This is a genomic window from Chitinophagales bacterium (assembly GCA_020635995.1).
Lineage (GTDB): Bacteria > Bacteroidota > Bacteroidia > Chitinophagales > UBA8649 > JAFMKE01.
The window spans coordinates 326,279-339,639 of the sequence record JACJYS010000001.1; the positions used below are offsets into that span (position 1 = coordinate 326,279).

Sequence of the window (13,361 nt, forward strand, 5' to 3'; positions counted from 1 at the left end):
GTATGCTAAAAACCAAAATATGGCTAAAATAGTAATATTGGGAGCAGGTATTGCAGGTCATACGGCTGCAAGCCACCTACGCAGAAAACTATCTAAACAACACGAAGTTCTTGTAGTTTCTCCCAACAGCAATTATCAGTGGGTGCCTTCTAATATATGGGTAGGTGTTAACCGTATGAACTATAAAGACATTATTTTTCCTTTAGCTCCTTTATACAAAAAGAAAAACATTGGTTACAAACAGGCTAAAGTTGTAGATTTTTGGCCTGAAGGAAATGAAAGCCACACCAAAGGTTTTGTAAATATAGAATATGTTTCTGAAAGCCGAAAAGGAGAAACAGAACAAGTAGATTACGATTATTTAATAAACGCTACCGGACCGAAATTAGCTTTTGAACAAACCGAAGGGCTTAATCCGGGACAAAATGATGTTTTTTCTGTATGCACGTATAATCACGCTGTGCATGCCGCAGAGGGATTAGAAAAATTAAAAGCTTTAGCAACTACTAAGAATAAAAAAATAAAAATACTTATAGGGACAGGACATCCTAAAGCTACTTGCCAAGGTGCTGCTTTTGAGTATATTTTAAATGTAGAAAACGAACTTAGCCGGGCTGGAGTTAGGGATAAATTTGAAATAACTTGGATTTCTAACGAATATGAAATGGGCGATTTTGGTATGGACGGCATGTTACTTTCTTACGGGAATGAGACCATGAGCTCTAAAGATATGGTTGAAATGGTTTTTAACGATCGCAATATTCGTTTTATAAAAAGAGCCGGAGTATATAAAGTAGAAAACAACACTTGCTATTACGAAAACTTAGCCGGAGAATATAAAGAAGAAACCTTTGACTTTGCTATGCTCATTCCTGCTTTTGCAGGACATGGCTTTAAAGCTTTTAGTAAAACAGGAGAAAATATTACCGACAAACTTTTTAAGGGTTTTATGCTCGTAGATGCTAATTATACCTCAAAACCCTACGAAGAATGGACAGTTCAAGACTGGCCGGAAACATATCAAAATCCTAATTATGATAATATTTTTGCTCCCGGTATTGCTTTTGCTCCCCCTCATACTATTTCACAGCCACGAACAAGTAAAAATGGGACAGCTATTTTCCCGAGTCCACCACGTACAGGTATGCCATCGGGTATAACAGCCAAGTTAGTAGCAGATAACATTATAGATATGATAAATGACAAGCATAAAACACCTCATCACAAAGGTTCTATGGGAAATATGGGTGCTGCATGTATCGCCTCTTCAGGATTTGGGCTAACCAAAGGTTCAGCTATTTCTATAACTACTTTTCCTATTGTGCCCGACTATAAAAAATACGCTAAAACGGGAGGGCGAGATTTAAACAAAACTTTTGGAGAAATGGGATTGGCGGGGCATTGGGTTAAATACTCGTTACACTTTGCTTTTTTATGGAAAGCAAAAATGCGACCTTTCTGGTGGTTAATTCCTGAATAAAAACATATTATTATGAAAAAAACAATAAGCAAAAAAGACAAAAAAAGAATGACGAATCCTTTTCTTCAATTTTTTAGATTCATCTACTTAAATATTAAAATAATAAGTGTGGTGGCACTTGGACACGGAGGTACAAGAGATAATAATTAGATAATGTAGTAACTCTTTCTAATATTTTTATTTTATCTTAGCTTTTATTTTAAACTAATAAAAAAATATTATGAGTAAAAAATACATACTAATTTATCTTCTTCTGTTTTCTGTTTCCCTATCTTTTTCTCAACAAACTACTATAGGAAAAGTTGATATGGATGAAGTTATAGATAATGATCCCAACACACCTTATATAACTGAAGTTTTAAATAAATATTCCGATAGTATTATTAATGCTTTATATCAACATCCCGATTTACAAGAATTAATCCAAAAGTTTGAAGAAGTAGATTCTAATAATTACCAAGAAATGGAAGCCTTGAGTAGTGAAATAGATAGATATAGACAATATAAAGACGAACTGGTACAACAAAAACAAAGAGAGTTAATCTTTAACCAAAATTTTATTAATACCGTTGAAACTGTTGCTACACAAAACAACCTACAAGCTGTAGCAGCATATAATAAAAATAATGAGTTTTTGGGTTTTATATATTATACACAAAGTTTTGAAGAACAAATAAAAGCCGAAGATTTAGCTCGCAAAAAAGAATTATTAGAACCCATTAAAGATAAAACTACTAAAATAGGAAGTGCTATAGATTATGATATGATGAGGGCTGATATTATGGAGGATGACTTTACAGAAGAAATTATTAACGGATATTTAGAAAAAACGACAGATATTACGCAAATACTAATTAGTAAAATCTTAAAAAAATAATATGCACATATAGTGATAAATATCACCATCACTAATATAAAATCATACTAACTTTGATGAATACAAAATATAAGTTATCATGAAAAAGTTAATGATTTTTACCGTGTTAGTAGTTATAACTTTATCCAGTATTTCTTGTAATAAAGATAAAAATAGTTTATCAGAAGAAGAAAAAGCCGGATTAAGTTATATGCTTGAAGAAGAAAAGTTAGCAAGAGATGTTTATATCTATTTATACAATTTATGGGGCATAAATCAGTTTGACAATATAAAAAACAGTGAAGTAAACCATATTAATTCAATCGCCACTATTCTTGAGGACTACAATATAAACTATAATATTTTACCCGAAGGTCAATTTTCTAACGAGCATTTACAAACCTTATATAATCAATTAATTTCAGAGGGCGAAATAAGCAACTCAAATGCCTTGCATGTAGGAGCAACTATAGAAGACTTAGACATTGTAGATTTAGCGGAATATATTAATGCTACCTCAAACACTCGGTTAATTAAAACTTATGAAAAATTGCAATGCGGTTCACAAAATCACTTAAGAAGTTTTGTAAGTGCTATTGAAGATAACGGGGAAAGCTATACGCCACAATTTTTAACTGAAACTGAGTACAATAGCATTTTATCCAACTCCCACACGAGTTGTAATTAGTATAACCACCCCAAACTAATTTTTACCACTTCTCCTAAATCTTTAGGTAAATGATTATCCGCATAAGGATGCTTAGCACCAAAAACATGATTGGCATTTTCTATTAAATGTAATTCTGCATTAGAGTTCCAATTTCATGCAATTTTGTCTTTGGTATATTTTACTAACTAAAAAACGAGATTGGAATATTGTGTGAAAGAACTATTACAAACATTTATTTGGTTTTTACATTATTATTTTTTATCTTGTGTGAAAATTAAAATTCTATGAAAAATCTTTTACTTTCGTCTTTGCTAATTTTAAACATTCATTCTGTATTTAGCCAATGCAATACACCCTCTGCTTTAACGTATCTTGACGCTAATAATGTGAGAGCCACACTTTTAAACGGTGGCGATTTTTGGTGGGACGGAGTTCAAAGTCCCGGATATGAATTTCCTAAAGTTGACCCTAACTCTGGAATCACACCTATGCATATTCTATTTAGTGGAGCTATTTGGCTTAGTGCTTTAGATAGTGGTGGCAATTTAAAAACTGCGGCTATGACGTACAGGGGGCAAGGTTTTGATTTTTACCCTGGGCCTATTAATTCAGCTACTGGTACAGTGGATAATGCATCATGTAGCTATTTTAATAAATTTTGGACTTTATCAAAAACTGACGTTGATACCCATATTTACAATATAAATTCGGGGTTGCCTGTTCCATTGTCAAATATAAGTAGTGATATATTATTATGGCCGGCTAAAGGGAATGCACATATTACCACATACAACATAACTGATGATTTAGCTCCTTTTTTTGACTACAATAACAATGGAATTTATGACCCTGAAAATGGCGATTATCCTTTGATTAAAGGAGACAAATCAATTTTTTGGGTAGTAAACGATATAGGTGGGTCACACAATAGAACAAATGGAAGTCAAATGGGCGTTGAGGTACAATTTATGGCTTATTCATATACCTTAGATACTTTAATGCTTAATGATGCTACTCTTTATGATGTGAAAGTTATTAAAAAAACTGCCGGTAGTTTAAATGATTTTTACTTTGGTTTGTTTGTTGACCCAGACGTAGGTAATGCCACAGATGATTATGTAGGTTGCGATACCATAAACAATATGGCATTTGCTTATAATGCAAATTTAGTTTCGGGGTTAAATCCTGTAGTTAGTACTGTTTTTTTAAATCAAAAAATGACTTCTTTCAATCATTTTAATAACACCCCTGGCGGACCTCAATCTGACCCTAATATTGCCCCAGAATTTAGAAATTATATGACAGCAAAATGGAAAGATGGTAGCCCATTGGTTAGTACTTGTTCTGGTTATGGAGCTGGTTTTCCAACTCACTATATATATTCTGGAAATCCAAGCAGTTCTTCTGAAATATCTGAATGTTCTTGTGGTAATTCTCCTAATGATATAAGATACGTACAGTGTAGTGGAGATACTACACTAAATTATATGGAAGAATACCAAATTACTTTTGGTGTTTTTGCTACATTATTAAACAATACTATTTTGTGCCAACCAAATGTTTATAATACCATAATAGACACATTATTTCCCGATATTTTTACTTATTATGAAGATTCATTAGCCCAAGGCAATAGGTATATGATAGAGCAAGATACTACGGGAATACTTCAAATAAATACTGAACAAATAAGAATTTATCCAAATCCCGTTAAAGATGAATTAACCATTGATTTTAAAAATATTTCTTGTGATAATATAAGAGTTTACAACATTACCGGAGCTATGGTTTATAATTCTTTTAGCAATAAACTAAATGGTGTTCAAAATATTAACTTAAAAGATTTAAGTGAAGGAATTTATGTGATAGAATTAACCATTCAGAACCAAAAATATCACTATAAACTTTTGAAAAAATAATACCTATTTAAAATGCTACTAAACAATAGTTCAAGGGGGTTGCTAATAGAAAATAACAAAGTACTTTTTGTAGAATATAATATAAAAGGAGAAACCTACTTTTCTTTACCGGGAGGAACTTTAGAGGTAGGAGAAAAATTAGAAGAATGTGTTAAAAGAGAGTTTTTAGAAGAAACAGGAATTAATATTGAAGTAGAATATTTAATATTACTTAATGAGTTTATAAACCACAATCCCAAAGCGGTGGCTGAATCATGGAAAAATGGTATTCACCAAATAGAAGCGATATTTAAAGTAAAAAGAAGCAAGCAACAAAAACACTATACTACACCAAAAAGTGATTTTGGAATGCAAGGGTTAAAATGGTTGAGTAAAAAAGAATTAGCAACGGTAACTTTTTATCCTGAAATGCCTATAGATTGGTTTTTTGCCATTAATGAAAATTCACCTGAAATGTATAAATCTATAAAATATTAAATTAAAATTTACTATGAAAAACATTTTATTACCTATTTGTCTATTACTGCTCGGATTTTCTTGTAAAAAATCAGATTCAATAGAACAAGTTTGCAATGTAAACAATCCTTTAGAAGAAATTGAATGGCTTAAAGAAATCAAAGATTATTTTGACCAAGACATGACTCAATTTAGGCAAAGTATAAAACAATACACTTACAATAATGAGTACGTATTTGCTATCAATAATTGTACTGGTTGTGCTGATGCTATGATAATGGTTTATGATTGTGATAAAAATGAAGTTTGTCGGTTTGGAGGTATTGCGGGGTTTAATACTTGTCCAGATTTTGAAACTATGGCTAGTAACGAAATTGTTTTGTATAATCAATAATATTTTTTTAATTGATGAAAATATATCCTCCTATAGCAAAAAGAACAAACAAACAATTATTTGAAGTTATTGAATCAAAAGAAGATTGGATTCCGGAAGTAGTTATTTTAGCTGAGAAAGAATTAGTAAAAAGAGGTTATTCAATTGAAAATCAAGAAAATAGAAGATTAAGTAAAATTAAAATGAATAAACGTTCTTCTAATATTAAAGCTAATACAGTTTTTACAACAAAAGAAAAAATAATGATAATAATATTTAGTCCTTTACTATTTATATTCCTAAAAGATCTAAGTTTATTATATATTGGTGATGGATATAAAAAGAAAAACAAACAAAGTCTTTTTTATTCATTTATTGGCTTTTTATTTTGGGGATTAATTCTATATATTAGTATTTCCCTATCTTAAGAAAGATTATATAACCACCCCAAACTAATTTTTACCACTTCCCCTAAATCTTTAGGTAAATGATTATCCGCGTAAGGATGCTTAGCACCAAAAACATGATTGGCATTTTCTATTAAATGTAATTCTGCTTTAGCGTTCCAATTTTTCAATCTTTGTGCATGGCTAAAACCCACTGCTTCATCTGCCGTGCCGTGTATTATAAGCTGTGGTTTATTTAGTTTTTTAACTGCGTTTTCTATATCCAGTTTTGCTTTATTGTTTTCATAATCTTCATAAAACTGAAAGCCAATTTTCATATCCTGTTTGGTACGTCCGTTATAAAAATTTTTATAGCCTTGTTCTTTCCAATTTTGTATGTTTTCTGCTGTTCCAAATCTATTAAAATCACAAATAGAAGCCCATGTTATCACTTTATCTATTCGCCTATCTTCAAAAGCACTTTGCAAAGCAATACCGCCTCCTCGGCTATGCCCTATTATTGAAATATCCTTAACATTTATATCGTTCCAAAACTTATCTTTTTCTATCCAGTTTAAAACAGTTTTTACATTATCCAGCTCCTTAGTATAATTATTTTGAGCAAATAAATCTAAGCGAGTAAACTCTTGAAAATTATCTTGCCCAATTCCATTATGAGAAAAATTAAACTTAACAAAAATATAACCTTCCTCTGCAAATTTTTGAGCTACCAAATGCCAAGCTCCCCAATCTTTAAATCCTTTAAACCCATGTAAAAACAGGAGTAATTTTCCTTTGTTTTGCTCTTTGAAATATACATCTGCACGTATATTGTTTTGCAAATAAGGTACAACTATATTTTTCTCAATTTTCATATACCGTCTATTTTGAAATCTAATATCTGCATATCTATTAAATAATCATACTAAATTCCGTACTTTCGCATCATAAATAAAACAATGGCTTCAACGCTACAAGACATTAAAGAACCAATAGAGCAAGAGCTGGACGAGTTTGAAATTCGTTTTAAGCAAGCTATGAAAAGCAATGTAGCTTTGTTAGATAAAGTTACGGGCTATATTGTAAAAAGAAAAGGCAAACAGGTGCGACCTATGTTTGTTTTTTTATCGGCAAAAATGTGCGGTTCTGTTACTGATGCTACTTACGATGGAGCCTCTTTGGTAGAGCTTTTGCACACCGCCACTTTAGTGCACGATGATGTAGTAGATGATTCTATAGAACGCAGAGGTTTTTTTTCTATAAATGCGTTGTGGAAAAATAAAATTGCCGTATTAGTTGGCGATTATTTGCTTGCCAAGGGCTTAACCTTAGCTTTAGATAATGACCATTTTTTATTACTTAAAATTTTAGCTAATTCGGTAAAAGAAATGAGCGAGGGCGAGTTATTGCAAATGGAAAAAGCCCGAAATTTGGACATTAAAGAAGATATTTATTTTGAAATCATAAAAAAGAAAACAGCCTCTTTAATAGCTTCGGCATGTGCTATAGGTGCCGCCAGTGCCACTAAAGATAGTACGCTTGTAGAAAAAATGAGATTATTAGGCGAAACTATAGGAATAGCTTTTCAAATTAAAGACGATTTATTTGACTATGGCGAAGCAGAAATAGGGAAACCAAGAGGTATAGATATTAAGGAAAGAAAAATGACTTTGCCTTTAATTTATGCTTTAAATAATGCCGAAAAAAAAGATAAAAAACGAATAATAAACATAGTAAAAAATCAAAACGAAAACACTAAAAAAGTACGTGAAGTTATAGATTTTGTAAAAGCGAGTAACGGCATAGAATATACCAAACAAAAAATGTACGAATACAGAGATAAAGCTATAGAGATTTTGAACTCTTTTGCAGATAGCGAATCTAAAAAGAGCTTAACACTTTTGCTTAACTATACTATAGAACGTAATTTTTAAATAAATTAAACAAAGAATAAACATGAAATTTGGAACAAAAACAATTCACGCAGGCGTAGAACCGGATAGTGCTACCGGTGCCATTATGACACCTATTTATCAAACCTCTACCTATGTACAGGAAGGAATAGGGCAGCATAAGGGTTATGAATACAGCAGAACGGGAAACCCAACAAGAGCCGCTTTAGAAAAAAGTATAGCTGCTTTAGAAAATGGGAAATTTGGTGCTTGTTTTGCCAGTGGTTTGGCTGCTATGGATTGTGTGCTTAAAATGTTAAATCCGGGCGATGAAGTTATTTCTACCAATGATTTATATGGTGGTTCTTATAGAATTTTTACTACTATTTTTGAAAAATATGGTATTAAATTCCACTTTGTAAACATGACTGATGTTGCCAATATTGAAAACCAAATTAACAACAATACAAAACTAATTTGGATAGAAACGCCCACCAACCCTATGATGAATATTATAGACATTGAAGCGGTTTCTAATATAGCAAAAAAACACGGAGTAAAAGTGGCTGTTGATAATACATTTGCCACACCGTACCTTCAAACCCCATTAGATTTAGGAGCAGACATTATAGTACACTCTGTTACAAAATATTTGGGTGGACACAGCGATGTGGTAATGGGTGCTATGGTGGTAAACGATGAAAATTTAGCCAAAGAGATGTATCGCATACAAAATTCAAGTGGTGCGGTATGTGGTCCTTTTGATTCTTTTTTAACACTAAGAGGTATTAAAACCTTGCATTTGCGTATGCAACGCCATTGTGAAAATGGCGAAAAAATAGCACGGTTTTTAGTAACACATCCCAAAGTAGATAAAGTATATTGGCCGGGGTTTGAAACACACCCAAATCATGCTATTGCCAAAAAACAAATGCGTGGGTTTGGCGGTATGGTTTCTTTTTCTCTAAAAGGGAATAAATTAGAAGATGCTAAAAAAATTGTTTCATCAACACACTTATTTTCATTGGCAGAAAGTTTAGGCGGAGTAGAAAGCCTAATAGGACACCCCGCCACCATGACGCACGCAGCTATTCCTTATGAAAAACGCCAAGAAAGTGGTGTGGTAGATTCTCTTATACGCTTAAGTGTGGGCTTAGAAGATGCCGATGACTTAATAGCCGATTTGAAACAGGCATTGGGATAAATTTTCAATAAAATAATTTTCCTAAACTGATAGGTTTAAAGTAAAGCAGATAGACAAATAAGATGTTTGGATATCCATGCGGTATTGCTCTAACATCATTTACCATTGTAAAATCTCAAATAGTTTTGATTATTTGAGATTGATAATTGATATTAATTTAACATTCTAAACACTTTCATCCAGTTGTCTGGAAGTTCATCTTCCATGGCGTTTTCATAATCTTGATAGCTACAAGGTAAGTATTTTACCACGCCATCTTCTTTAGTGGGAATTTCCATCCACCATTTCCCGCTGTAATTGCTTTTCCAAAAAACCAATTCATAGCTTGTGCTTTCTTGTTTTACAAAAAACTTAGTAAACTCTTTATTGCTTTCTGCCGGATAATCGTGCGATTTTCTGTTAGTATAGCCTTCTATAAAATACCAAATCATTTGGCTTATTTGCTTTGCCGACTGATTATTACTATCAAAAAGCGGATTAAACTCATAAATACCAAAAGAATGTAGCTTATTGCTAAAGCCTGCAAAACGAGATAGTTGACAAGCTTCTACGCCCGTAAGTCCATTGGGAGAGGCTTTATCGTTAGCTGGGGAATCGGCACTTTTAACAGCCGATAAATCAAAGCTCATTAAATCGGCATTGCGTATTATTGGCTCTATTTCAAATATATTTTGCTGCAATTGTCCTACTCGTCTTGATTCAAAAATTAAAGCCTCAATTTTATCAATATTTTGAGGAGAATTGTAATACAACTGCTGTCCTAAATGACTTAGTGTAAATAAAAAATTGGGCGTAGAAGTAACTATGTGGTATAAATGCGATGAGGAATTTAACTCTTCGGTACTATTAAAATCTATTACGGCATCTACCACCACCACGTCTATATCATATCTGCTATTTTTAAAAGATTTGTATTGACTATAAAACATTTCGTGGCTACCACCAATTACTACAACGGTCAATCCTTTTTCGTTCAAATCTTGAAGTACCTGCTCTAATGCCACATGAGAATCTTTCTTTGTTTTTCCCATTTTTACATTGCCTATGTCTAAAATTTTAGGTGTTTCAAAATGACTGTATAATTGATAAAACTCTTTTCTTACATTATTCAAACCCATTCTCATGGTTGCTTCATCTACAGAAGCATCTCTATTCTCTAATACACCCAGCAAAACCATATTAAAATTATCTTCATTTTCAATATGGTTATTGGTGTTAATATAAATTTTACTACCCAACTGATTTTGGTCTAATTTATCTATTGATAAATCTATTTTGCTTACATCAACAGGCTCTATAAAATCAAAAATCATAGTAACAATTTAGGCAATAAAGGTAAAAAAGTTAATACAGTAAAGTGAAAGTATATTTTAAAAGTTATCTTTTTAAATAGTGGAAAGTAGATTAAAAAAGACAGTAGTGTTTTATCATATAATGTTGTAAATTTGCCCACTCAAACCAACAATTAGATAATTATGGACTCTTTACTTCAAAAATATAAAGACAAAAAACCTCAAATAGTATTTGAATGGAACGACCCCGAAACTGATGCAGAAGGGTGGGTAGTTATTAACTCGTTAAGAGGCGGAGCCGCTGGTGGTGGCACGCGTATGAGGCTTGGGTTAGATAGAGGAGAAGTAGAATCTTTAGCTAAAGTAATGGAAATTAAATTTACCGTTTCCGGTCCTTCTATTGGCGGAGCAAAATCAGGAATTAATTTTGATCCCAATGACCCACGCAAAAATGAAGTGTTAGAGCGTTGGTTTGCCGCAGTTATTCCCATACTTAAAAACTATTACGGCACCGGTGGCGATTTGAATGTAGATGAAGTAAAAGATGTTATTCCTATTACAGAAGATTATGGTTTGTGGCATCCGCAAGAAGGTGTAGTAAATGGACATTTTGGCACCAATGAAGCCCAAAAAATACACAGAATTGGTCAACTAAGACAAGGTGTTTCTAAAAAAGTAGAAGACCCAAAATATACGCCCGATTTAAACCAAAACTTTGTAATTGCCGATTTAATAACAGGCTGGGGCGTTTCAGAATCGGTAAAACACTACTACAAAATATGGAAAAATGAAAGTTTAAAAGACAAAAAAGTAGTAGTGCAAGGTTGGGGAAATGTGGCAGGAACTGCGGGATATTATTTAGCAAAAAATGGAGCTAAAATAATAGGAATAATAGATAAAGATGGTGGTTTAATAAATGAAAAAGGCTATTCTTTTGATGAAATAACTACGCTTTTAAAAGAAAGAGACGGCAATAAATTATACGCTTCAAATATGCTTAGTTTTGAAGAAGTAAACGATAAAATTTGGGATTTAAGTTGCGATATATTTATTCCTGCGGCAGCATCAAAATTGGTAACACACAATCAGATAAAAAGATTAATAGACAAAGGCTGTAGCGTAGTAAGCAGTGGTGCAAACGTACCTTTTAAAGATGCCGATATTTTCTTTGGAGATACGGCAAAATTTGCAGATGATAATTTAGCTTTAATTCCCGATTTTATAGCTAACTGTGGTATGGCAAGAACTTTTGCTTATTTAATGGAAGAAAAAATTGAAATTTCTGACGAAGCTATTTTTAATGATGTTTCAAACTGTATAGAAAAAGCCCTAAAAGAAGTAAATAAAATAAACAATAACGATAAAAATATAGCAAAAGCAGCATTGCAAATAGCTATCAAAAAACTTATATAACTTTCAATGGAAATTTTAGTAGTAATTATTTTTATACTTGGCTATTTAGCTATTACTTTAGAACACAATATTAAAATAGATAAACTTGTACCCGCTTTAGTTATGATGGCTTTAGCCTGGGCAGTAATTGCTGTTTCGCATCTTCCTGTGTTTGAAATAGGAGAACACGGTTTAGAGAACGCACCTTTAGATGCCATGCTCTTGCATCATTTTGGAAAAACCTGCGAAATACTCATATTCCTTATAGGAGCTATGACCATAGTAGAAATAATTGATGCTTTTGACGGGTTTTCGGTTATAAAGAAATTTATAAAGACTAACCAAAAAAAGAAATTACTATGGATAATGACAAGTTTAGCCTTTGTTTTATCTGCTATTATTGACAACTTAACCGCCACTATTGTTTTAATAACTATAATGAGAAAATTATTAGACGACCACGATACAAGAATATGGTATGTTGGTTTAATAATAATAGCTGCTAATGCCGGAGGAGCATGGTCGCCAATAGGAGATGTAACAACTACAATGCTTTGGATAGGACACAAAGTTTCTACAGCTAAACTTATAGAACACATAGTAATACCGGCAATAGTTTGTTTTGCCGTTCCTGTTTTTATAGCCAGCAGAATGAAAGCTTTTCAAGGAACTTTTGAAACGCCTAAAGACGAAAGTGAGTCTAAAAGTAAATATGCTGATTTTATGCTTTATTTAGGCTTGTTTTTAATCATATTAGTACCTGTATTTAAAACTTTTACTCATCTTCCTCCGTATATAGGCATGATGCTTTCTTTAGGTATTTTTACAGTATTTGCAGAAGTACTTAGCAGAAGAGAATTTAGTATTACTAACGCTGACCACAGCGGTGGGCATGTGGCTAATCCTGTGCATAGAGCTTTATCAAGAATAGAAATGCCAAGTTTGCTTTTCTTCTTAGGAATATTAATGACTGTGGCGGCTTTAGAGTCTTTAGGTTTAATTTTTAAACTTGGACAATCTGTAGAAGCGAGTATAGGCACTGACTTTTTTGTAATTATTTTAGGTTTTGCTTCAGCCATAGTAGATAATGTGCCATTAGTGGCTGCCAGCATGGGAATGTTTCCCGCCTTGCCATTAGACCACCCCGACTGGCATTTAATAGCATTTACCGCAGGTACGGGAGGAAGTATGCTTATCATTGGTTCAGCAGCAGGAGTTGTAGCTATGGGTATGGAAAGAATAGATTTCTTTTGGTATTTGAAAAAAATTGCTTGGCTGGCGGTAGTAGGATACGCAGTAGGTATTGCTGTATTTTACTTTACCAACCATTATATCTTCCCAATGTTGAGGGTTTCGTAGGGGAACACAAATAGTGTTTATCTGTTATATTGAATTTTTAATCAAATAAATTGCATGTTTCCTATAAAAAAAGCTTGCATTT

The 13,361-nt window shown here is 32.6% G+C and carries 14 protein-coding genes; 12 read left to right on the top strand and 2 right to left on the bottom strand.

The features are described from left to right. Positions 1 to 19 precede the first annotated feature (19 nt). The 8 genes from H6578_01430 to H6578_01465 all read left to right on the top strand — a co-directional run bounded on the left by H6578_01430 (position 20) and on the right by H6578_01465 (position 6,182). Complete coding sequence (locus H6578_01430) at positions 20 to 1,480, top strand: FAD-dependent oxidoreductase (GenBank protein MCB9225817.1); 1,461 nt, start codon at positions 20 to 22, stop codon at positions 1,478 to 1,480. A gap of 12 nt (positions 1,481 to 1,492) precedes the next feature. Then, positions 1,493 to 1,630, top strand: a complete 138-nt coding sequence (locus tag H6578_01435; protein MCB9225818.1) for a hypothetical protein — start codon at positions 1,493 to 1,495, stop codon at positions 1,628 to 1,630. 70 nt (positions 1,631 to 1,700) lie between these two features. Further along, entirely contained in the window at positions 1,701 to 2,357 is a 657-nt protein-coding gene (locus H6578_01440; protein MCB9225819.1) for a hypothetical protein, read from the top strand. Positions 2,358 to 2,436: 79 nt separating this feature from the next. Next, entirely contained in the window at positions 2,437 to 3,024 is a 588-nt protein-coding gene (locus H6578_01445; protein ID MCB9225820.1) for a DUF2202 domain-containing protein, read from the top strand. Positions 3,025 to 3,290: 266 nt separating this feature from the next. Continuing rightward, the gene (locus tag H6578_01450; protein MCB9225821.1) at positions 3,291 to 4,925 is read left to right on the top strand and encodes a T9SS type A sorting domain-containing protein; all 1,635 of its coding nucleotides are present in this window, start codon (positions 3,291 to 3,293) and stop codon (positions 4,923 to 4,925) included. A 12-nt stretch (positions 4,926 to 4,937) separates the two neighbouring features. After that, positions 4,938 to 5,402 carry an NUDIX domain-containing protein gene (locus H6578_01455; protein ID MCB9225822.1) on the top strand — a complete coding sequence of 155 codons (465 nt, stop codon included), beginning with the start codon at positions 4,938 to 4,940 and terminating at the stop codon, positions 5,400 to 5,402. Positions 5,403 to 5,415: 13 nt separating this feature from the next. Next, positions 5,416 to 5,775, top strand: coding sequence for a hypothetical protein (locus tag H6578_01460; protein ID MCB9225823.1), 360 nt, complete (start codon positions 5,416 to 5,418; stop codon positions 5,773 to 5,775). Positions 5,776 to 5,789: 14 nt separating this feature from the next. Further along, positions 5,790 to 6,182 carry a hypothetical protein gene (locus tag H6578_01465; GenBank protein ID MCB9225824.1) on the top strand — a complete coding sequence of 131 codons (393 nt, stop codon included), beginning with the start codon at positions 5,790 to 5,792 and terminating at the stop codon, positions 6,180 to 6,182. Here the strand turns inward: H6578_01465 and H6578_01470 are convergent. Further along, on the bottom strand, positions 6,179 to 7,015 hold the full coding sequence (locus tag H6578_01470; protein MCB9225825.1) for a dienelactone hydrolase family protein: 837 nt from the start codon (positions 7,013 to 7,015) through the stop codon (positions 6,179 to 6,181). The genes H6578_01465 and H6578_01470 overlap by 4 nt on opposite strands. A gap of 84 nt (positions 7,016 to 7,099) precedes the next feature. Between H6578_01470 and H6578_01475 the strand changes: the two genes are divergently transcribed. Both H6578_01475 and H6578_01480 read left to right on the top strand, forming a co-directional pair. Continuing rightward, positions 7,100 to 8,074: a polyprenyl synthetase family protein gene (locus H6578_01475; GenBank protein ID MCB9225826.1), complete on the top strand. Its 975-nt coding sequence runs from the start codon at positions 7,100 to 7,102 to the stop codon at positions 8,072 to 8,074. A 22-nt stretch (positions 8,075 to 8,096) separates the two neighbouring features. Then, the gene (locus H6578_01480; GenBank protein ID MCB9225827.1) at positions 8,097 to 9,236 is read left to right on the top strand and encodes a cystathionine gamma-synthase; all 1,140 of its coding nucleotides are present in this window, start codon (positions 8,097 to 8,099) and stop codon (positions 9,234 to 9,236) included. Positions 9,237 to 9,388: 152 nt separating this feature from the next. Here the strand turns inward: H6578_01480 and H6578_01485 are convergent, their stop codons facing one another. Beyond that, positions 9,389 to 10,549 carry an arginase family protein gene (locus H6578_01485; protein MCB9225828.1) on the bottom strand — a complete coding sequence of 387 codons (1,161 nt, stop codon included), beginning with the start codon at positions 10,547 to 10,549 and terminating at the stop codon, positions 9,389 to 9,391. Between the two features lie 162 nt (positions 10,550 to 10,711). On the opposite strand from H6578_01485, the gene H6578_01490 reads away from it, so the two are divergent. Beyond that, entirely contained in the window at positions 10,712 to 11,941 is a 1,230-nt protein-coding gene (locus H6578_01490) for an amino acid dehydrogenase (protein MCB9225829.1), read from the top strand. A gap of 6 nt (positions 11,942 to 11,947) precedes the next feature. Further along, positions 11,948 to 13,279: a sodium:proton antiporter NhaD gene (gene nhaD / locus H6578_01495; GenBank protein MCB9225830.1), complete on the top strand. Its 1,332-nt coding sequence runs from the start codon at positions 11,948 to 11,950 to the stop codon at positions 13,277 to 13,279. The last annotated feature ends 82 nt before the right edge of the window (positions 13,280 to 13,361 follow it).

Excerpts from the sequence above, each read along its gene's own strand:
- H6578_01430 (MCB9225817.1), top strand. The coding sequence starts at position 20 with ATGGCTAAAATAGTAATATTGGGAGCAGGTATTGCAGGTCATACGGCT.
- H6578_01435 (MCB9225818.1), top strand. The coding sequence starts at position 1,493 with ATGAAAAAAACAATAAGCAAAAAAGACAAAAAAAGAATGACGAATCCT.
- H6578_01440 (MCB9225819.1), top strand. The coding sequence starts at position 1,701 with ATGAGTAAAAAATACATACTAATTTATCTTCTTCTGTTTTCTGTTTCC.
- H6578_01445 (MCB9225820.1), top strand. The coding sequence starts at position 2,437 with ATGAAAAAGTTAATGATTTTTACCGTGTTAGTAGTTATAACTTTATCC.
- H6578_01450 (MCB9225821.1), top strand. The coding sequence starts at position 3,291 with ATGAAAAATCTTTTACTTTCGTCTTTGCTAATTTTAAACATTCATTCT.
- H6578_01455 (MCB9225822.1), top strand. The coding sequence starts at position 4,938 with ATGCTACTAAACAATAGTTCAAGGGGGTTGCTAATAGAAAATAACAAA.
- H6578_01460 (MCB9225823.1), top strand. The coding sequence starts at position 5,416 with ATGAAAAACATTTTATTACCTATTTGTCTATTACTGCTCGGATTTTCT.
- H6578_01465 (MCB9225824.1), top strand. The coding sequence starts at position 5,790 with ATGAAAATATATCCTCCTATAGCAAAAAGAACAAACAAACAATTATTT.
- H6578_01470 (MCB9225825.1), bottom strand. The coding sequence starts at position 7,015 with ATGAAAATTGAGAAAAATATAGTTGTACCTTATTTGCAAAACAATATA.
- H6578_01475 (MCB9225826.1), top strand. The coding sequence starts at position 7,100 with ATGGCTTCAACGCTACAAGACATTAAAGAACCAATAGAGCAAGAGCTG.
- H6578_01480 (MCB9225827.1), top strand. The coding sequence starts at position 8,097 with ATGAAATTTGGAACAAAAACAATTCACGCAGGCGTAGAACCGGATAGT.
- H6578_01485 (MCB9225828.1), bottom strand. The coding sequence starts at position 10,549 with ATGATTTTTGATTTTATAGAGCCTGTTGATGTAAGCAAAATAGATTTA.
- H6578_01490 (MCB9225829.1), top strand. The coding sequence starts at position 10,712 with ATGGACTCTTTACTTCAAAAATATAAAGACAAAAAACCTCAAATAGTA.
- nhaD (MCB9225830.1), top strand. The coding sequence starts at position 11,948 with ATGGAAATTTTAGTAGTAATTATTTTTATACTTGGCTATTTAGCTATT.